The sequence below is a fragment of the Cribrihabitans pelagius genome (assembly GCF_048820915.1).
In the GTDB taxonomy this organism is placed as follows: domain Bacteria; phylum Pseudomonadota; class Alphaproteobacteria; order Rhodobacterales; family Rhodobacteraceae; genus Cribrihabitans_A; species Cribrihabitans_A pelagius.
Map to the genome: position 1 here is coordinate 1 of NZ_JBMERR010000033.1, position 18,104 is coordinate 18,104.

An 18,104-nucleotide genomic window follows, 5' to 3' on the forward strand; every position below is an offset into this window, starting at 1 on the left:
TGCCCCATCAGAACTTCAACCTGCCTTAACTTCACGACAATCTCTTCAGGCTTGGGTCGCTTCGTTGCCATCTATGGTCCTCCGTTTCCTAATCATAGGGGCGGACCACTTCTTTGGGGGAGGCTCAATGCGCGCATCCCGCGCCGGCACCGGCGACCGCAATCACGCCTATCGTTGCCAAGTGATCAACGAGTTCCTGCGCCAGATCGATCTGCTGCACCGGGAGGAGGGCTTCTTGTTGATCGGCGCCACCAATTTTCCCTGAAAGATCGACCCGGCCAACCTGCGTCCGGGCCGTTTCGACCTGCATCACGAACTGCCCCTCCCAACCCGGCATCAGATCCAGGTCATGCTTGAACAGGCCTTCCCGGACTCCGGGACAGATCTGCGCCCTCTGTCCCGGAAACTGACCGGACAAACACCGGCCGTGATCGATGCCTGCATCCGCGAAGCCCGCGCCAAGGCTCGGCGTCAGGGGCGCAGCTTTGATCCCAGTTTCCTGGATGAGGTCCTCGACCAAGAACAGGGCTACCGGAGGCCGCTGGATGAGCGCATCGCCGTGCATGAATGCGGGCATGCCATCGTAGCCTGGCTTTACGGAGAAGAGGTCAACCGCATTTGCCTCTCCCCCACTGGCGGTTTGACCGAACGCACCGCGCCGCCGCACGCCGGGCTGGAGGCGGATTTCGACCGGCAAATGTACATCCATCTCGCCGGCCGCGCCGCGGAGCGGCTCGTGTTCGGGACTATCTTTGCCGGAGCAGGCGGAGGCTCCACCTCTGATCTCGCGCAGGCCGCGCAGCTGTCTCTGGCGATGGACTATGAGCTAGGACTCAGGATCCACGGCAACGCCTGGTTCGGGCCGCCGGATCCAGCCCGCTTAACAGCAGGAGAACGCAAGCGCCTGAAAGAGCGACTTGACCGTGCCGAAGACTGCGCCCGTGCGCTGCTGTACCCTCACCGGCATCTTCTCTAGGAAATGGCCTCGGTTCTGACGCGGCAACGGGAATTTGACGCCAGCGCCGTCAAGTCCGGGCTGCAGTCCCTGCCCCGCAAGCCCGGCCCGGATGAAGATCCGGAAGGCACCGGAGATGATGCGTCTAACAAAGCCACTGCATTCGGCCCAGGTTCCGGATAACTCCCTGCCGGTAATAGTTTGCGGCCCCGCGCCATCCCGGAAGCAACACTCCCGGCGCTCTGGGTGGCACCGGACAAGGGCCCCGCCGATGGAGTTATCCACATAAACCCGTCCAGCCGCGGCAGCAGACACCCCATCTGGCCTCCGCCGCCCGCCCGCTCCCGGTATGATGAAGCCAACAGCCGCCGGGGCAGATCCCGGCCAGATCAGCAGCATCGAAAGAGCGCCCCGGGCCTGTGTCCGGGAGCGGCGGGAGACCTCGGCCTGTGGCAAGGGACCAAAAGAGCTATGTCAAAATTTCGGGGCCTGCCAATCTCCCCGGCATGTCCCGGAAGGCCGCGCGGCCGCCCCGGGCGGCTGCCCGGCCGCGCTCCTGCAAATCGTCAGGCTCCTCGCCCGGGAAGACATCGCGGCAATGAGGCGCCAACCGCCTTCAGAGGAATAAGCCATGAACGCAACACCCGGTCTCCGCGCCGCCATCTACGCCCGCTATCCGGCGGACAAGCAAAAAGACACATCAGTCGAAGACCAGGTCAGCCTGTGCCGCCGCCTCTGCGGTCAGAAGGGCTGGCACGTGGCGCACGTCTTCACCGACCACGCCATCAGCGGTAAAATCAGTCAGCGTCCGGGTTATGCCCGCTTGCTCCATGCCTCCGAAAGCGGCCAGGTTGATGTCATCGTCGCTGAAAGCCAGAACCGTCTCTCACGGGATCGGACGGATTCCGCGACCCTTCTGAAGCGGATGACATTCTTCGGGATCAGCCTCTACACCGTGGCCGCCCAGGAGCTCGATGAGCAGAAGGTCGGGGTGGGGAGTCTGGTTTCCTCTCTCTTCCTGAAGGACCTGGCCCTGAAGACACGCCGCAGCCTTGAAGGACGCATTGCCCGGGGCAAGTCCGCTGGGGGGATTTGCTACGGCTACCGGGTGAAGCGCGAGATCCTGCCCAGCGGCACGGTCAGCACCGGTGACCGGGAGATCGAACCGGACGAGGCCGCCGTCATCACCCGGATCTTCCGGGATTACGCTGAAGGCCTTTCCGCCGCACGATCGCCGCGGCCCTGAACACCGAGGGCGTGCCCGGACCGCAAAGCGGCAAGGGCACCGGCGTCTGGAACCCCTCGACGATCTCCGGGAACATCAAGCGCGGCACCGGAATCCTGAACAACGAGCTTTATATCGGGTGCCTGGTCCGGAACCGGCTGACCTATGACACCCAACCCGGACACCGGGAAACGGCTGTCGCGCTTCAACCCGCCCGAAGCCTGGAAGACCGAGGAGGTCCCGCAGCTGCGCATCATTGATGACGCACTTTGGCATGCGGTGAAGGCGCGTCAGGGAAAGGTGAGCAAGGCGATGAACCCGGCCGGAGTCCCCACCGAGCGGCCGCGGCCGGAACGTGCGCGCCGGCCGGCCTATCTTCTGTCAGGTCTCCTGCGCTGCGCCAGCTACACGCTGATCAACAAGACGCGCTATGGCTGCGCCGGTGCGCGCAGCAAGGGCGCTGCGATCTGCACCAACCGCGCCACCATCGGCCGGGAAGAGATGGAGGCGCGGGCTCTCTCCGGTTTGACGCAGCGCCTGCTGGCCCCGGATCTGCTGGCGCAATTCGCCGAAGACTACCGCAAGGCCTTCAATGAAGCCGCAGCCGGAGCCACCCAGGAACGGCAAAAGGCGGAAGTCTCGCTCAAGAAAGTGAAAGCCAAAATCGCAGGAATCTTGAACGCCATCGAAGACGGCATGCACCACGCCTCGTTGAAGGCCAAGATGTCGGAACTGTAGGCGAAGAAAGCCAGACGGGAGGCCATTATTAAGGAAAACCCGTCCCCCTGCCCTGCGGCCGCATCCCAGCCTTTCGGAGCGCTACCGCGAGATGGTCGAGGACCTCGCCCGGTCGCTGAACGCGCCCGAGGTGAAGCGGGAGGCCACTGCATCGCTGCGGGCGCTGATTTCGGAAGTGCGCATGGTTCCAGACAGTGGTGCGCCCGGCGGCCATCAGCTTGAACTTGTGGGGAAACTGGCGGAATTGACGGCTTTGGGGAAGCCGGAATCGACAAAGCCCCGCAGGGTGCAGGGGCGTGGCCGGAAACGATTGCTGCGGGAGCGGCCTTGGACACTGTTTCGCCAAAGCCCGGAAATATCCAGATAGTCGCAGCCGCGATTGGCATTACCCGCTATAGCGCTGCGCTGGAATCGGCAGAACGTACCGGAATTCGATCCCTGGCAATCCAGCACGATCAATTGCAGGAAGCTCCGAGCGGACCCGGCTTGGCGCCTGCGCTGGCAACACCGGCCTTCCATCCGGTCATTTTGCCGCCCTGCCAGCCAAGGGCGGTTTCATCAGAACAAGTCTACCCGTTCATCACCAGGGCGGCCTGCTGGCCGGTCATCCTGCGGACTTCCGAAACAGCCCGCGCCAGCGCCGGGCCGACCTCGTCAAAGATACGCTGGTCGGACAGCAGCTTGGAGGTCGAGCTGGCGAGAAAGGCCACCGGCTCTCCCAGGTCCGATGGCCGGTAAGGCACCGCGACCGCGTTGATCGTCTCGGAAAACCGGTCGCCGCCCCGCACCTGGGTGTGGCCATCGGCCAGGATCTCGTCATGCGCGGCCAGCCTGATCGCCGCGATTTCGGCAAGCAGTTCCTCGGGCTCATCCCTGTGGCTCTCCAGGAAGCGGGCGAACTCCTCATCGCTCAGCGCGCCGAGGTAGGCCTTGCCGCTGGACGACGTATGGAGCGGCATCCGGTATCCGACATCCAGCCAGATGGAGGAAGAATTTACCGGCCGCCACGCCTTGGTCAGCAGCATCCGCCTGTCATCCTTGATGCTGATCGCGGTCAAGGTCCCGGTCTCATCCGCCAGCCGCTGCATCACCGGCGCGGCGATCTCGACAAAGGCAAAGGAGGCCGCGGCGATATTGCCCAGCGCCAATGCGGCCGGGCCAAGGCGGTATTTGTCATGCCGCCGCCCGTGGGTCAGATAGCCCAGCGCGCAGAGCGTGAAGGTGAGCCGGGACACCGTCGGCCGCGGAATGCCGGTGCGCTCGGAAATCTCGAGATTGCCGAGGCCGTCATCCGTTGGGCGGAATGCTCTCAGGATGGTCAGGCCGCGCGCCAGAGTGTTGGCAAATCTCTTGTCCGATGGGTCGGCTGGCATGGGTGTTCCTATGTCTGTGCGGGCATCCGGCCCGTGCTGGAGGCCGTTCTGCGGTGGCCCCCGATATTACTGAACCGCGTTTGACAGCACCAGAGAGATCGAAGGGAAAGCAACCAGCAGGATCAGGACAATCACGTCGACACTGAGGAACCGCCAGATGCCGGAGAACACCATGCCGACCGGAGCCTCCTTGCCGACGACATTGGACAGGACGAAGACGTTCAGCCCCACCGGCGGGGTGATCAGGCCGATCTCCAGCAGTTTCACTACCACGACACCGAACCAGATCAGGTTCAGCCCGTAAGACTCCACCAGCGGCACCACCAGCGGCAGGGTCAGGACCATGATCCCGATCGGGTCCAGGAACATGCCGAGCATCAGATAGACCACGCAGATGGCGAACAGCAGCACCGCGCTGGACAGCTCGGCTTGCGCAACCCAGTCCACCAGCGCCGGGGCCATGCCGGTAAGTGCGATGGCCGCGACAAAGATCTTGGCACCGGCGGCGACAAAGAAGATCGCGGCGGTCTGCACGCAGGTCTCCCGCACCGCCAGCCAGATGCCCGCGAGGTTCAGCTGCCGCTGCGCGAGGCCAATCGCCGCGGTCAGCACCACGCTCACCGCCGCCGCCGCGGTGGCGGTAAAGTAGCCGCCGTAGATCCCGACCACGATCACCGCAAAGATCAATGCCGCGGGCCAGGCCCGGCGGAAGGCGGTCAGCTTGTCAGCCATGCTCGCGGCCTCCCCCCGGGCGGGCACCGCTGCCGGGTCGGACCGGATCCACATCGCGATGACCAGCACAAACCCCGCCAGCGTCAGAAGCCCCGGCAGGATGCCCGCGATGAACAGCTTGTTCACCGAGGTCTCGGTGAAGATCGCGTAGATGATGAACAGAATGCTCGGCGGGATCAGCGAGCCCAGCGTGCCCCCCGCCGCAACGCTGGCGGTGGCGAGCCGCGGGTCATAGCCAAGGCGCAGCATCTCGGGTGTGCAGATCTTCCCCATCGTCGAGGCACAGGCCAGGCTGGAGCCTGTGATGGCGGAGAAGCCGCCGCAGCCCATCACCGAGGCCACCGCAACCCCGCCGCGCAGCCGCAGCAGCCAGACCTTGGCCGCGTCGTAGACAGCCGTGGTGATGCCTGCGCGATAAGCGATGTTGCCCAGCGCGATGAACAGCGGGATCATCGACAGGTCGAAGGAATGCAGCAGATCGAAAGAGTTGTTGAAGACCAGCGACGAGGTCGCCCGGAACGCGCGCTCGGGCATAAAGGTGCCGGTGCGGAAGGCGAAGATCGTGAAGGCCGCAAGCGTGGCCACGCCGATCAGGGCAAAGGCAATCGGCACCCGAAGGGCCAGAAGCACAAGCATGACGGCAAAGGCCACAAGGCCGATCATTGCAGGATCCACGGACAGTCTCCTTGGCAGGTATTTCGGGGGCAGGTATTTCGGGGGTCAGGTCTTGGGGGCCGCGATCTCGCCGCCCCGCAAGAGGGTCACGGCGTCACCGGCAACCATCACGGCCAGCCGCAGCCAGCCGAGCGCGATGCCCAGCACAAAGGCCAGACGGCCCGGCCATTGCGGCAGGTTCAGATCGCCGTAGAACACGCTGCCGGTCTGCCATTGGTGCAGGAATTCCCGGCCGCCGGAATAGAGGATCGGCGACAATGCGAGCAGGCCGAACAGGGTGCCGAACACCGTCAGCCATCCGGTGACCCGCGGCGGCAGCGCGTTGGTTACGAACTCCACCGCGATATGCGCCCGCTGCGCGGTGGCGGCGGCCAGGGGCATCACAATGGCCAGCACCATCAGCTCGCGCACGATGACAATGGTGTCCGGCACCGAGCTGCCGAACAGATTGAGCGCCACCACATCGGCAAAGATCAGAAGCGCCAGCAGGATGATGGCCGCAGCCGATACATCCACGAAAACCCGTTCCAGCCTGTGCAGCATCACGTCCTCCCCTGCAATTGCCAGGCGGCCCCGCGGCCGCCCGGTCCGCGTTCCGCCCTGGTCAGTTGCCGCGCGTCCAGGGATAGCCCTTGGCTTCGAACTCGGCGGTGTATTCGGCCACCGCGGCGGTATAGGTCTCCATCAGCCGGTCGGCATCCATACCAACGCTGCGGGCGTTGTCCATCCACTCCGCGATAAAGGGTTCCGCCGCGGCATTAAGCGCCGCCTTGTCCGCCTCGCTTAGCTCGATGACCTCGATCTTGCGGGCGGTGTCGCCCGTCTTCATGGCATCCATTGCGTTGCTGTTGGCGCTGTTCACGATCTGGGCAAACTGATCCGCCAGCTCTTCGCCCGCCTGCATCAGCACCTGCTGCTGGCCGGGCTCCAGCCCGTCGAAGACCTGCTTGTTCATGAACATGCCGTAGCCGCCGATCTGGCCCCAGTTCAGGACGGTGTAGCTGTCGATCACTTCGTCCCACTTCAGCGAGGGCACGATGTAGTCATAGCCCTGGCTGCAGTCGATCAGGCCGGTGTCCAGCCCCTGGTAGGCCTCATAGACCGACAGGTTCACCCGGGTTGCGCCCATCTCGCCGAAGACCTTGCCGTAGACGCCGGCGCCCCGGACTTTCTTGCCTTTGATGTCCTCGATCGAGCGGATCGGCTCGCCCGCGCAGGCCACGTTCACGGCCGAGGCGGTGAAGGTGCCGATGTAGACCAGGTTCTGGCTGGCAAGATGTTCGGTGATCTGGGGTTCCGAGCGCATCATGCGGTCGGCCGCGCGCATCGCCACCCAGGCATTCGGGCCCCCGATGGGGAAGTCGGCCAGCGAATAGGCCGCCATTTCCTTTTGGAAGTAGGCCGCGATGATGGAGCCCGCATCGGCCACCCCGTCGCTGATCCCCTGCACCGCCGCGCTCGCCTTGAACAGCGCGCCGCCCCATTGCACATCCATCCGCAGATCGCCGCCGGAGAGGTCGGCGATCCTGCTGTTGTACCACTTCAGCGCGGCAGGAACCGTGCCCCGGTCGGGGCCGCTGTGGCCGTAGTAGATCACGGTTTCCGCAGACGCCGCGGTTGCACCGAGGCTGGCCGCAATTGTCAGCCCTCCCAGAAAGTTCTTGATCATTCCCATGACTGGCATCTCCTCCTCAAAAGCTACCCAATTTATTTCACTATGTGGAATTTTTACAGCATGTCTAGGTTTTTATTTCACCTAATGGAATTTCCCTCCAGCACTGCGCCGTGCCGCACTTCAGCAAAGCGGACAAAGCACCTCAGACGCCCTCAGCCAGCTCCCTGGCGAAGGTCTCGATCAGCTTCGCCTTCAGGATTTTTCCGGTCGGCGCGGCAGGCAGGGCCTCGGCCACGATGATGCGCGCGGGCCGCTTGTAGGGCGCCAGCCGGTCGTGCAGGAAGGATTTCAGCTCTGCCTCAGTGGTCCCGCTGCCGGTGGCGGCGCTGACAAAGGCCAGGACCTCCTCGTTGCCCTCGACCGTGCGGCCCACCACGCTGGCCACCACCACATCGGGATGTTCGGTCAGCGCGGCTTCGATCTCGACCGGGTAGACGTTGAACCCCGACCGGATGATCAGCTCCTTGGTGCGCCCGGCGATGTGCAGCCGGCCCTCGCTGTCGAAGCGGCCAAGGTCGCCGGTGCGGAAGAACCCGTCCTCGGTCAAGGCCGCCGCGGTCTGCTCCGGGTCGCGGAAGTAGCCTTTCATCACCTGCGGCCCGCCCACTAGAATCTCGCCGATCCCCTCCTCCGGGGTGGCCCCCGGCGCGTCCAGATCCAGCTTGAGAACGCAGTCGCCCATGGGCAGCCCGACGCTGATGTCCGGATCGCCGAAGAGGTTGCGGGTGGCACAGACGCCGGCCGTGCCCTCGGTCAGCCCGTAGCCGTTCTGCAGCGGCAGGCCGTAAAACGCCTCCGCCTCGCGCTTCCAGGCCGGATCCAACGGCGCGCCGCCCGAGGAGACGAACCGCAGCTTGCCAGCATCGTAGCGCGGCTTGCCGTGCGAGCGGGCATAGTTGAACAGATGCGCGTGCATCTGCGGCACCGCGGGCAGCAGGGTGACGTCCTCCTGCAGCGCCTGGTACATCCGCTCGGCCGAAAACTGCGCCTCCATCCGCATCGCCGCCTGCGCGAGGGTGGCGGAGAGCATGGTGACCAGCCCGAAGATATGGCTGAGCGGCAGCGCCAGGTAGGTCACGTCCGAAACCTGGATGCCCCGCACCTCCGCCGCCGCGGCGGCGCCTGCGATCAGGTTGCCATGGGTCAGCATCGCCGCCTTGGGGGTGCCGGTCGTGCCGGAGGTATATAGCAGCAGGGAGACCTGCTCGCGCCCGTCGCCGGACACCGCGTCCGGCACCGCGCCCGCCCGCGGCATCAGCGCCGCCGCGCCAAAGGCGCCCTGCACATCCTGCGCGCCGTAGTGATCCGCATGGGCGCGGGCCGCGGCGGAGGATGCGGCCGAGAACATCACCGCGCTGGGGTCGGAATGGGCGAAGATCCGGTCGAGTTCAGCCGTGGTGAGCCGCGCGTTAATGGCAACCGCCGCTGCGTCCAGCAGGCTTGCGCCATAGAAGAACGCGATCACCTCGGCGCAGTTTTCGCACACCAGAACCACCCGGTCTCCGGGCCGCACGCCTGCGGCCTTCAGCTGCTCCGCCGCGGCATGGGCTGCCGCTTCCATCTCCCGCCAGCTCAGGCGGCGGCCGTCGTGATCCCTGAGAGCCAAAGCATCCGGGCGGGCCTCTGCGGCTGCCTCAAGCAGCCCGTGTACGCGATTGTGCATGTCTTTCCTCCTCCCCATTGCCGTCACGCCGTCAGGCGGCGACGCCCAGCCGCGCAAGCGCCGCCATCGCCTCGGCCTCCAGCCGGCCGGTGATTTCGGCAAACGGCTCCACCTTGTCCACGAACCCCAGGGCATGGCCTGCCGACAGCAGCCCCCGCGAGACATCTCCGGTTTCATAGGCGTTGCGGCCGATCTTGCCGGAAACATGCTGCATCAGCTCTTGGATGCCGATCTCCGGGTTGTCCCGCTCCAGCCGGGCCACGGCCTCGGTGGTCTGGTTGCGCAGGCTGCGCACGGTGTTGCGCACCGAGTGCATGGTGAGCTGCGTGTCCAGCTCGCTCGCCTCAACCATCGCCTGCTTGTAGCCCGGATGCGCCGTCAGCTCAGCGGCGACCAGGAAGCGGGTCCCCATCACCACGCCGGAAGCCCCCATCACCAGCGCCGCGATGATCTGCTTGCCGTGTCCGATGCCGCCGCCGATCAACCAGGGGATGCTCAGCCGGTCCTCCGCCAGCCCGGCGTTGACCATGCTGCCGACCATGTCCATGCCGGGATGGCCGCCGCATTCGGCGCCGACGATCGACACCATGTCGACGCCCACCTGCTCGGCTTTCACCGCGTAGCGCAGGCTCGGCACCTTGTGCAGAACGTTGATCCCGGCGTCCTTGAGGATGGGCATGAAGGCCTCGGGGCTGCGGCCGGAGGTTTCGACGAATTGCACGCCCTCGTCCGCGATCAGGCGGAACACCTCTTCGGTCTTCTCCCCCGGCACCAGCTTGGGGATCATCGAGACGTTGACCCCGAAAGGCTTGCCGCCGCACATCTCCCGGCAGCGGCGGATCTCTGCGCGCAGGTCGTCCATTTCGGGGAAGCTGGCTGCGGTAATGAAGGAAATCACCCCGGCCCGTGCCGCGGCCGAGACGTATTCGGCATTGGCAAGCCATTGCAGCCCGCCTGCCACCACCGGCAACCGGGTGCCATAGGTCCGGGTCACGGGCGTGTCGAATATCGCCGGACGTGCAGAAGTGTGCATCATGTCGGTCTCCTCACCAGAATACTGCGGATGTCTTGCCAAGAAAGGCGCTGATGCCCGCCTGGGCCTCGTCTCCGCCCAGCGCCTTGGCCATGGCGTCGCGTTCATGCGCAAGCTGGTCTTCGAAACTGGCGGTCTCAGACTGGTTGAGCAGCATCTTGATATCGGCAATTGCCGCTTTGGGGCCGCGGGCGAGGGCTTCGGCCAGCGCCTCGGCCTGGGCGAGGGCGCGGCCCTTGGGCGCGAGTTCCGTGACGGCGCCCAGCTGGTGCAGGCGCTCCGCGCTGAGAGGTTCGCCCAGCATCGCCATCCGCGCCACGGTCGCCCGCGGCAGCGCCTGGGTCAGCGCGTAGGTCGCCCCGCCGTCCGGCACCAGGCCCGCCTTCACATAAGCCAGGGTGAACTTGGCGCCTTCTTCGGCCACGATCATGTCCGCCGCCATCGCAAGCGACAGCCCGGCCCCGGCCGCGCCGCCCTCGACGGCGGCGATCACTGGCTTGGGGCAGGCGCGGACCGCGCGGATCAGGGCGTTCAGCTTGCCGATCTGCACCTGACGCTCCGCGTAAGCCATCGCGCGGCGCTCCTTCAGCATGTTGAGGTTGCCGCCGGAGCAGAAGAACCCGCCCTCTCCCGCCAGGATCACCGCCGCGATGCCGGGGTCGGAGGCCGCCTGCGCGAGCCCGTCCTGCAGGCCCTGATAATATTCATAGGACAGCGCGTTGCGCATCGCGGTGTTGCAGTTCCAGATGATCAGCGCGCCGCCGCGGCGCTCAAGCCGGTAAAGCGCGCTCATGCCGCCGCCCCGCTGTCCTGTGCGCGCACCCGCCGGAAGACACCGGTGGAGGACGCGATCAGCCGGTCGCTTTCGTCCCGCAGATCGCAGGCGACGAACTTGGTTGTCCGCCCGCCGCCGGTGATCCGGCCGGTGGCCCGCACGCGGCCCTCACGGGCCACCGCGATATAGCTGATGTTGAGCGACAGGGTGACGAAGGGCGTGATGCCTTCCGGATCGCAGGTCAGGCTGGCGGTGATGCCGCTGGCGGTATCCAGGAGCGTCGCCGCGACCCCGCCATGCAGGCTGCCCTGGCGGTTCAGGTGCAGGGGCGAGATGTCCAGCACGCAATGGGCCTCGATTGCCTCAGCGTCGATTTCGATGTCGTAGCCCATCGCCTCGAACAGCGGGATCAGGGGCTTTGCGGGACGCTTGGGCGCCATGGCTCAGCCCGCCTTCAGCGCGATGAAGCGCTCCAGGTGGTGGTCGGTGTCCCCGAACAGGTGGTCGATCATCGTCAGGCGGCGGGCAAAATGCGAGAGCGCATATTCATCGGTCATGCCGATGCCGCCGTGCATCTGGATGCATTCCTCGGCCACCAGCGCCCCGGTGCGGCCGATGAGGTTCTTGGCGGCGCTCGCGTGGATCTCGCGCAGATCGCGCGGCTGCTCCAGGTTGCCTGCGAGGTTGATCACCGCCGAACGCGCCTGCTCCACTTCGATCAGCATGTCCGCCATCCGGTGCTGCAGGGCCTGGAACTTGCCGATCGGGGTGCCGAACTGCTTGCGTTCCTTCAGGTAGCTGATGGTCAGGTCCCTCGCCGCCTCCATCGCCCCCAGCGCTTCGGCGCAGATGGCCGTCAGGCCGCGGGCAACGGCTGCCTCCAGTGCGTCCAGCCCCTCTCCGGCGGCACCCAGCCGCGCTGAGGCAGGCAGCCGCACCCCGTCCAGGGTCACTGTGGCCGCGGGAATGCTATCCATGTTGCGGTAGCCGCTGACCGACACGCCGGGCGCATTCACCGGCACCAGGAACAGCGATATGCCCGCCGCATCCGCCACGCCGCCAAACTCGCGCGCGGAGACCACCAGGGTCTGCGCCTCTGCCCCATGAAGCACATGGGTCTTGATGCCGCTCAACACAATGGCATCGCCCTCGGGCACGGCTGTGGTTTCCACGTGGTTCAGGTCGTAGCGCGCCGCGGCCTCGCCCTGCGCCAGCGCCGCCACATGGGTGCCGGCGATGATCTCGTCTGCCAGCCCGCGCTGGCGCTCGCCGCCAAGGGCCGCGATCAGCCCGCCCGCGAGCACCGCAGGCAGCACAGGCTCGATCACACCGGCGCGGCCCAGCTCCTCGAACACCACCATCAGGTCGAAGCCCTGGCCGCCAAAGCCGCCCTGCTCTTCGCTGAACATCGCGCCCAGCACGCCCAGGTCAGCCAGGCCGGCATGGATACCGCCATCAAAGGGCGTGCCCGCCGCGATCAGCGCCCGGCGCTCCTCGTGTGCGTATTTGTCCGCCAGGAACCGCCGCAGCGTGTCGCGGAGCATCACCCGTTCTTCTGTCAGATTGAAATCCATGTCGCCTGCTCCCGTTACAGCCCCAGAATGGCCTTGGTGATGATGGTGCGCTGCACCTCGTTCGAGCCGCCGAAGATCGACAGCTTGCGCATGTTGAAATACGCAGGTGCCGCAGCTGCCGCATGGTCCGGCCCCAGGGCCCCCGCATTGCTGCCGCCCTCCAGGAAATCGGGCTGGAACGGCAGCGCATCGGGCCCCATCGCGCGGCGCAGGAGCGATGTCAGCTCCTGCCGGATCACCGTGCCCTTGACCTTCAGCATCGAGCTTTCGGCGCCCGGCGCCTGCCCTTTGGCCGCGGCCGACACCACCCGCAGGTTGGTGGTTGCCATTGCCATCAGATCGATCTCCGCCTGCGCCATCCGGGCCGCGAAATGCGGGTTCTCGGCCAGCGGCCGGCCGCCGGAGTTCACCCGCCCGGCCACGTGTTTCAGCGTGGTCAGGAGCGCGGTGGAGAACCCCACCCCGGCGATATTGGTGCGCTCATGGGTCAGCAGGTACTTGGCGTAGGTCCAGCCCTTGTTCTCCTCTCCCACCAGGTTCTCCGCTGGCACCCGGACATTGTCGAAGAACACCTCGTTCACCTCAGGCTCGCCATCGATCAGCACGATGGGGCGCACGGTGACGCCAGGCGTTTCCATGTCGATCAGCAGGAAGGAGATGCCCTCCTGCTTCTTAGCGTCGGGATCGGTGCGCACCAGGCAGAAGATCCAATTGGCGTGCTGGCCCAGCGTGGTCCAGGTCTTCTGGCCGTTGACCACATAGTGATCGCCTTCGCGCACCGCGCGGGTCTTGACCGCGGCGAGGTCAGAGCCCGCGCCCGGCTCGGAGTAGCCCTGGCACCACCAGTCCTGCCCGTTCAGGATCCGCGGCAGGAAGCGCTTGCGCTGGTCTTCCGTGCCGAACGCCAGCAGCACCGGGGCCAGCATCGACAAGCCAAAGGGCAGGCTGCGCGGGGCATGGGCGAGGCAGGCTTCCTCCTCGAAGATATGGCGCTGCACCGCGTTCCACTCGCAGCCGCCGTAGGCCCTTGGCCAGTTCGGCGCCAGCCAGCCGCGCGCATTCAGCAGGCTGTGCCACAGCTCGATGTCTTCCTTGGCCAGCCGCTTGCCCAGCCGCACCTTCTCGCTCAGCTCATGCGGCAGAGTCTCGGCCAGCCACTGGCGGACCTCACCCCGGAACGCCTGCTCTTCCTCAGTGTAATTCAGATCCATTGCGCCTTGCCCCTTCAGAAGACTTCGAACAGCCCGGCCGCGCCCATGCCGCCGCCGATGCACATAGTGACAACGCCGAGCTTGGCACCGCGCCGCCGGCCTTCGAGCAGCAGGTGCCCGGTCATCCGCGCGCCGGTCATGCCAAACGGGTGGCCGATCGAGATCGAGCCGCCGTTGACGTTGCAGATCTCCGGGTCGATCCCCAGCCGGTCGCGGCAGTAGAGCGCCTGCGAGGCGAAGGCCTCGTTCAGCTCCCACAAGTCAATGTCGCTGACGGTCAGCCCGTGCCGCTCCAGCAGGCGCGGCACCGCAAAGACCGGGCCGATGCCCATTTCATCCGGCTCGCAGCCTGCCACGGCAAAGCCCTTGAAGGCCCCCAAAGGCTCGGCGCCCTCACGCTCGGCTACCGCGCTGTCCATCAGCACCAGCGCCGCCGCGCCGTCGCTGAGCTGCGAGGCATTGCCGGCGGTCACGAAATGCCCCTCGCCCTGCACCGGCGCGAGCCCTGAGAGCCCTTCCAGCGTGGTATTGGGCCGGTTGCAGTCATCCATGGCGAATGTCACCTCCTTGCGGGTGATCTCGCCACTTTGCTTGTCCTTGAAAGCCTGGGTTACGGTAATCGGCACGATTTCCTCGTCCAGCCTGCCCGCGGCCTGCGCTGCTGCGGTGCGCTGCTGGCTGGCGAGCGCCAGTTCGTCCTGCGCCTCGCGGCTGATGCCATAGCGTGCGGCCACGATGTCGGCGGTCTGGATCATCGAAAGATACAGTTCCGGCTTGTTTTCCAGGATCCAGCTCTCTTGCGCCTGCGGCGGGCGCGACGGCGGCATCTGGCTGATGCTCTCCACCCCGGCGCCGATGGCCGCCGGCGCGCCCTCCATCACGATGGAATGCGCCGCCATCGCCACCGCCTGCAGCCCGGAGGAGCAGAAGCGGTTCACAGTGGCCGCGGAAACAGAAACCGGCAGCCCGGCGCGGATCACCGACTGGCGGGCGATGTTGGCGCCGGTCCAGCCCTCGGGGTAGCCGCAGCCGACCAGCGCGTCCTCGATCAGGTCGGGCGCAATGCCCGCCCGCTGGACCGCGTGGCTGATGGCGTGGCCTGCCATGGTGGCGCCATGGGTTTCATTGAAAGCGCCGCGGTAGGACTTGGCGAGGCCAGTGCGCGCGGTGGAGACGATAACCGCCTGTTTCATTGGAAACTCCTTCAGGAATTGAGGCTGGCAAAGGTCCGGCCTTCAGAGGCCAGGCGCTGCAAGAGCGGCGCGGGCTGCCAGAGGAAGGGATCTTCCTCGTGGTAGCGGCAGATGTCCGTCAGGATCCTGTCCAGCCCCACGGTGTCAGCATAGTGCATCGGACCGCCGCGCCAGCGCGGAAAGCCGTAGCCGTTCAGCAGGGTCACATCCACGTCCAGCGGCCGCAGCGCGATGCCGTCCCCGACCACGCGCGCGGCCTCGTTCACCATCGCGGCCATGTAGCGGCTGACAATCTCCGCATCGCTGATGCTGCGCGGCGTGATCCCCTTGGCGGCACGCTCCTTCGCGATGATCTCTTCCACCTCGGGGTCGGGCCGGGGCGCGCCGGCCCCGTCATCGTAGATGTAGAACCCACGGCCGGTCTTACGCCCGAAGCGGCCCAGCTCGCACAGGCGGTCGGCGAACTCGGGGTATATTTCCCGCGGATCACGGCCGGGGGCCAGCCGCTTGCGGTTGGCCCAGCCGATGTCGAGCCCGGCCAGATCGCCCACGGCAAAGGGCCCCATCGCCAGGCCGAACCCGGTCAGCGCGCGGTCCACCGCGTAGGGGCTCGCGCCCGCCAGCACCATGCCGTAGACCGCCTTGCCGTAGTGCGAGAGGATCCGGTTGCCGACGAACCCGTCGCAGACCCCGGCGCGCACCGCCACCTTATTCAGCCGCTTGGCCAGGGCAAACCCGGATGCAACAACGTCAGGCGCGGTCTGTGCGCCCACGACCACTTCCAAGAGCCGCATCACATGCGCGGGCGAGAAGAAATGCAGCCCGATCACATCCTGCGGGCGGCTGGTCATCGCCGCGATGGCATTCAGGTCCAGGTAAGAGGTGTTCGATGCCAGAATGGCGCCCGGTTTGCAGACCTGATCCAGCCGGGTGAACACGTCTTTCTTGACGTCCATGCTTTCGAAAACCGCTTCGATCACCAGATCCGCTTGGGCAAAATCCTCAAACCGGGTGGTGGTGCGGAAAGCCTGCGCTAGGATGGCGTCGCGCCGCCCGGCAGCCAGCTTGCCGCGCTTCACCGCGCTGTCCAGCATCTTGGCAACGCTGGCGGCGGCCTTGGCGGCGGCCGCATCGTCACGCTCGGCCAGGGTCACCTCAAGGCCGCTGAGCAGCGCGCTCACGGCAATCCCCGCCCCCATCGTGCCGCCGCCAACCACGCCAACCCGACGGATCGCGCGCGACTCTGTTCCGTCGAGTTCCGGCAGTTTTCCGGCCTGCCGCTCGGCAAAGAAGGCGTGGATCAGGGCCTTGCTCTGATCGGACGCCATCAGCTCCTGAAACAGTGCGCGCTCCCGCTTCAAGCCCTCCTCGAACCGCAGGGTCATTGCTGCCTCCACGGCCTCCAGGCATTTCAAGGGCGCAATCGCGCCGCGCGCCGCCTTTGCGGTGTGCGCCCGGATGGCCGCCAGCTCCGCGGGCTTCAACTGATTGCAGGGCAAGCTGCCCGTCGGGCGCGGCCCCTCGCCGCCCGCGATCAGCTCGCGGGCAAAGGCGATGCCCGCGGCGCAGGCATCATCGCCGTCCGCGATCCGGTCGATCAGCCCCAGCGACAGCGCGGTCTCCGCATCGACCGGTTTACCGCCGGTGATCATCCTTGCGGCATCGGCTGCCGGAACCAGCCGCGGCAGGCGCTGCGTGCCGCCTGCCCCGGGCAAGAGCCCCAGGGACACTTCCGGCAAGCCGAAACGGGTGCCCTTCAGCGCAATCCGGTAGTGCGCGCCCAGAGCCACCTCCAGCCCGCCGCCCAGCGCGCGCCCATGCATCGCGGCAACCACCGGGACCTGCGCCGCCTCGATCTCATCGATGAGATCCGGCAGGGCCGGCGCCTTGGGCGGCTGGCCAAATTCGCGGATATCCGCACCGGCAAAGAACCCGCGCCCCGCGCAGCAGATCACGACGGCCTTGACCCCGTCGCTGCGCAGCGCCGCGCGCAGGCTGGTCTGCAGCCCCGCCCGCACGGCCTGCGACAGCGCGTTCACCGGCGGGTTATCCACCCCTAAAACCGCAACGCCGTCATCCATTGTCAGCTTGACCTGGCTCTTCATCCCGCGTCCTCCCCGTTGTCCGCCGCACCTCCCGGCTTGGGTTTTAGTAACAAGTTCAGTTTATAATTTCAATATGTGGAATTTCATTTCCCAAGATGAAATTTCGGCGGGGGCCGCTTGGGGACTGTTCAAGCCAAAATGGGCCGCAGTGCGCCGTCTGCCGGGATGGCGCTTCACCCCCTCCAGGGGGCCAGGATTTGAGAGGTCATGAAATCAGGAAGCTCCGGGCGTGCTGCGGCAGCGGCTCAGGAGGCGCGCGGCGGCCTGACCGCCCGCTTGCCAATGCCCTCAACCGCCGGCGGCAGGTCCGGCGGAGCCGCGGGCCCGCAGGACGGTATCGACAAATTCGTCCCCCGGCAGCAGGGACGCCCCGGACAGCAGGCAGCGCACGGCGCGGCGCGCCATCTCATCGGTGCGCTGGGAGGCGCTGGTCAGCCGGGGAACCACCAGCTTGGCCAGCGTGCTGTCATCGAACCCGGCGGTCGAGAGTTCATCCGGCACGCCGATCCCGAGATCCGGCGCCGCGCGCAGGGCGCCGATTGCCTGCTGAGCGCTGGCCGAAGCGATAGCGGTGGGCCGGACGCCCTCCCGCCCCGTCCAGCAGGCTGCGCGCGATGGCCTCGCCCGAGGCATAATCGAATTGCCTCTCGCGGACCCGCAGCTCAAGCCCGCCGTTGCCCGCGGCCAGCTCTTCAAGCTTTTCGCAGAACCCTTTCTTCCTGAGACGCCCGACCTCGGTCGTCTGCGGGCCCGAGATATAGACAATCCGCCGGTGCCAGAGCTGGTACAGGTGCTCGGCGACCAGCGCCGATCCCGCCGCGTGGCCGGCAGAAGTGGGCTTGCAGTTGCCAAACCGCCGGTCGACCGACACCATCGGGAGGCCGGTTTCCGGGGCCGGCGGACTGGTCCGAGGCGGCGATCACGATCAAACCCTTCAGGGATTGATCCAGCAGCGCCCCGATCTGCCGCCCACCGGCCCCGGAAACCGTCATCCCGATGCAATCCAGGCCAACCATGCATGTATGGATGCCCCCTTGTGTGCAAGAAGACGAGCCTCCCCCAAAGAAGTGGTCCGCCCCTATGATTAGGAAACGGAGGACCATAGATGGCAACGAAGCGACCCAAGCCTGAAGAGATTGTCGTGAAGTTAAGGCAGGTTGAAGTTCTGATGGGGCAA

The 18,104-nt window shown here is 66.3% G+C and carries 20 protein-coding genes; 5 read left to right on the forward strand and 15 right to left on the reverse strand.

Translation table 11 applies throughout. The features are described from left to right. Positions 1-124 precede the first annotated feature (124 nt). Positions 125-310, reverse strand: coding sequence for a hypothetical protein (locus ACOHX0_RS20415; protein WP_420679080.1), 186 nt, complete (start codon positions 308-310; stop codon positions 125-127). A 39-nt stretch (positions 311-349) separates the two neighbouring features. Between ACOHX0_RS20415 and ACOHX0_RS20420 the strand changes: the two genes are divergently transcribed. From ACOHX0_RS20420 to ACOHX0_RS20440, 5 genes are all read left to right on the forward strand, one after another. Next, positions 350-976, forward strand: coding sequence for a M41 family metallopeptidase (locus ACOHX0_RS20420; protein WP_420679081.1), 627 nt, complete (start codon positions 350-352; stop codon positions 974-976). Positions 977-1,586: 610 nt separating this feature from the next. Next, complete coding sequence (locus ACOHX0_RS20425; protein WP_420679083.1) at positions 1,587-2,201, forward strand: recombinase family protein; 615 nt, start codon at positions 1,587-1,589, stop codon at positions 2,199-2,201. Between the two features lie 11 nt (positions 2,202-2,212). After that, positions 2,213-2,440, forward strand: coding sequence for a hypothetical protein (locus ACOHX0_RS20430; RefSeq protein WP_420679084.1), 228 nt, complete (start codon positions 2,213-2,215; stop codon positions 2,438-2,440). After that, a complete protein-coding gene (locus ACOHX0_RS20435) occupies positions 2,346-2,918 on the forward strand; it encodes a recombinase zinc ribbon domain-containing protein (protein ID WP_420679085.1) in 573 nt (190 codons plus the stop codon). The genes ACOHX0_RS20430 and ACOHX0_RS20435 overlap by 95 nt, the downstream gene beginning before the upstream one ends. Before the next feature lie 91 nt (positions 2,919-3,009). Beyond that, complete coding sequence (locus ACOHX0_RS20440) at positions 3,010-3,285, forward strand: hypothetical protein (RefSeq protein WP_420679086.1); 276 nt, start codon at positions 3,010-3,012, stop codon at positions 3,283-3,285. 202 nt (positions 3,286-3,487) lie between these two features. Here ACOHX0_RS20440 and ACOHX0_RS20445 read toward each other — a convergent pair whose 3' ends face one another. The 14 genes from ACOHX0_RS20445 to ACOHX0_RS20510 all read right to left on the reverse strand — a co-directional run bounded on the left by ACOHX0_RS20445 (position 3,488) and on the right by ACOHX0_RS20510 (position 17,801). Continuing rightward, positions 3,488-4,291: an IclR family transcriptional regulator gene (locus ACOHX0_RS20445; RefSeq protein ID WP_420679088.1), complete on the reverse strand. Its 804-nt coding sequence runs from the start codon at positions 4,289-4,291 to the stop codon at positions 3,488-3,490. Positions 4,292-4,357: 66 nt separating this feature from the next. Then, positions 4,358-5,698, reverse strand: coding sequence for a TRAP transporter large permease (locus ACOHX0_RS20450; protein WP_420679089.1), 1,341 nt, complete (start codon positions 5,696-5,698; stop codon positions 4,358-4,360). 45 nt (positions 5,699-5,743) lie between these two features. Next, positions 5,744-6,241, reverse strand: coding sequence for a TRAP transporter small permease (locus ACOHX0_RS20455; RefSeq protein ID WP_420679090.1), 498 nt, complete (start codon positions 6,239-6,241; stop codon positions 5,744-5,746). A 61-nt stretch (positions 6,242-6,302) separates the two neighbouring features. Then, a complete protein-coding gene (locus tag ACOHX0_RS20460) occupies positions 6,303-7,373 on the reverse strand; it encodes a C4-dicarboxylate TRAP transporter substrate-binding protein (protein WP_420679091.1) in 1,071 nt (356 codons plus the stop codon). Positions 7,374-7,515: 142 nt separating this feature from the next. Continuing rightward, positions 7,516-9,036: a class I adenylate-forming enzyme family protein gene (locus tag ACOHX0_RS20465; protein WP_420679092.1), complete on the reverse strand. Its 1,521-nt coding sequence runs from the start codon at positions 9,034-9,036 to the stop codon at positions 7,516-7,518. A gap of 31 nt (positions 9,037-9,067) precedes the next feature. Beyond that, complete coding sequence (locus ACOHX0_RS20470; RefSeq protein WP_420679093.1) at positions 9,068-10,072, reverse strand: NAD(P)H-dependent flavin oxidoreductase; 1,005 nt, start codon at positions 10,070-10,072, stop codon at positions 9,068-9,070. A gap of 10 nt (positions 10,073-10,082) precedes the next feature. Further along, a complete protein-coding gene (locus ACOHX0_RS20475) occupies positions 10,083-10,862 on the reverse strand; it encodes an oxepin-CoA hydrolase, alternative type (protein WP_420679094.1) in 780 nt (259 codons plus the stop codon). Next, positions 10,859-11,284, reverse strand: coding sequence for a PaaI family thioesterase (locus tag ACOHX0_RS20480; protein WP_420679095.1), 426 nt, complete (start codon positions 11,282-11,284; stop codon positions 10,859-10,861). Before ACOHX0_RS20480 ends, ACOHX0_RS20475 begins: the two co-directional genes overlap by 4 nt. Positions 11,285-11,287: 3 nt before the next feature. Continuing rightward, the gene (locus ACOHX0_RS20485) at positions 11,288-12,418 is read right to left on the reverse strand and encodes an acyl-CoA dehydrogenase family protein (protein ID WP_420679097.1); all 1,131 of its coding nucleotides are present in this window, start codon (positions 12,416-12,418) and stop codon (positions 11,288-11,290) included. Between the two features lie 14 nt (positions 12,419-12,432). Beyond that, entirely contained in the window at positions 12,433-13,629 is a 1,197-nt protein-coding gene (locus tag ACOHX0_RS20490) for an acyl-CoA dehydrogenase family protein (protein ID WP_420679098.1), read from the reverse strand. A 14-nt stretch (positions 13,630-13,643) separates the two neighbouring features. Next, positions 13,644-14,822 (reverse strand): acetyl-CoA C-acyltransferase, encoded by a 1,179-nt coding sequence (locus ACOHX0_RS20495; RefSeq protein ID WP_420679099.1) that lies wholly within the window; start codon positions 14,820-14,822, stop codon positions 13,644-13,646. Positions 14,823-14,833: 11 nt separating this feature from the next. Then, positions 14,834-16,927 carry an FAD-dependent oxidoreductase gene (locus ACOHX0_RS20500; RefSeq protein WP_420679100.1) on the reverse strand — a complete coding sequence of 698 codons (2,094 nt, stop codon included), beginning with the start codon at positions 16,925-16,927 and terminating at the stop codon, positions 14,834-14,836. A gap of 288 nt (positions 16,928-17,215) precedes the next feature. Beyond that, positions 17,216-17,494 carry a substrate-binding domain-containing protein gene (locus tag ACOHX0_RS20505; protein WP_420679101.1) on the reverse strand — a complete coding sequence of 93 codons (279 nt, stop codon included), beginning with the start codon at positions 17,492-17,494 and terminating at the stop codon, positions 17,216-17,218. Next, entirely contained in the window at positions 17,418-17,801 is a 384-nt protein-coding gene (locus tag ACOHX0_RS20510) for a type 1 periplasmic-binding domain-containing protein (RefSeq protein WP_420679102.1), read from the reverse strand. Before ACOHX0_RS20510 ends, ACOHX0_RS20505 begins: the two co-directional genes overlap by 77 nt. Positions 17,802-18,104: the final 303 nt, after the last annotated feature.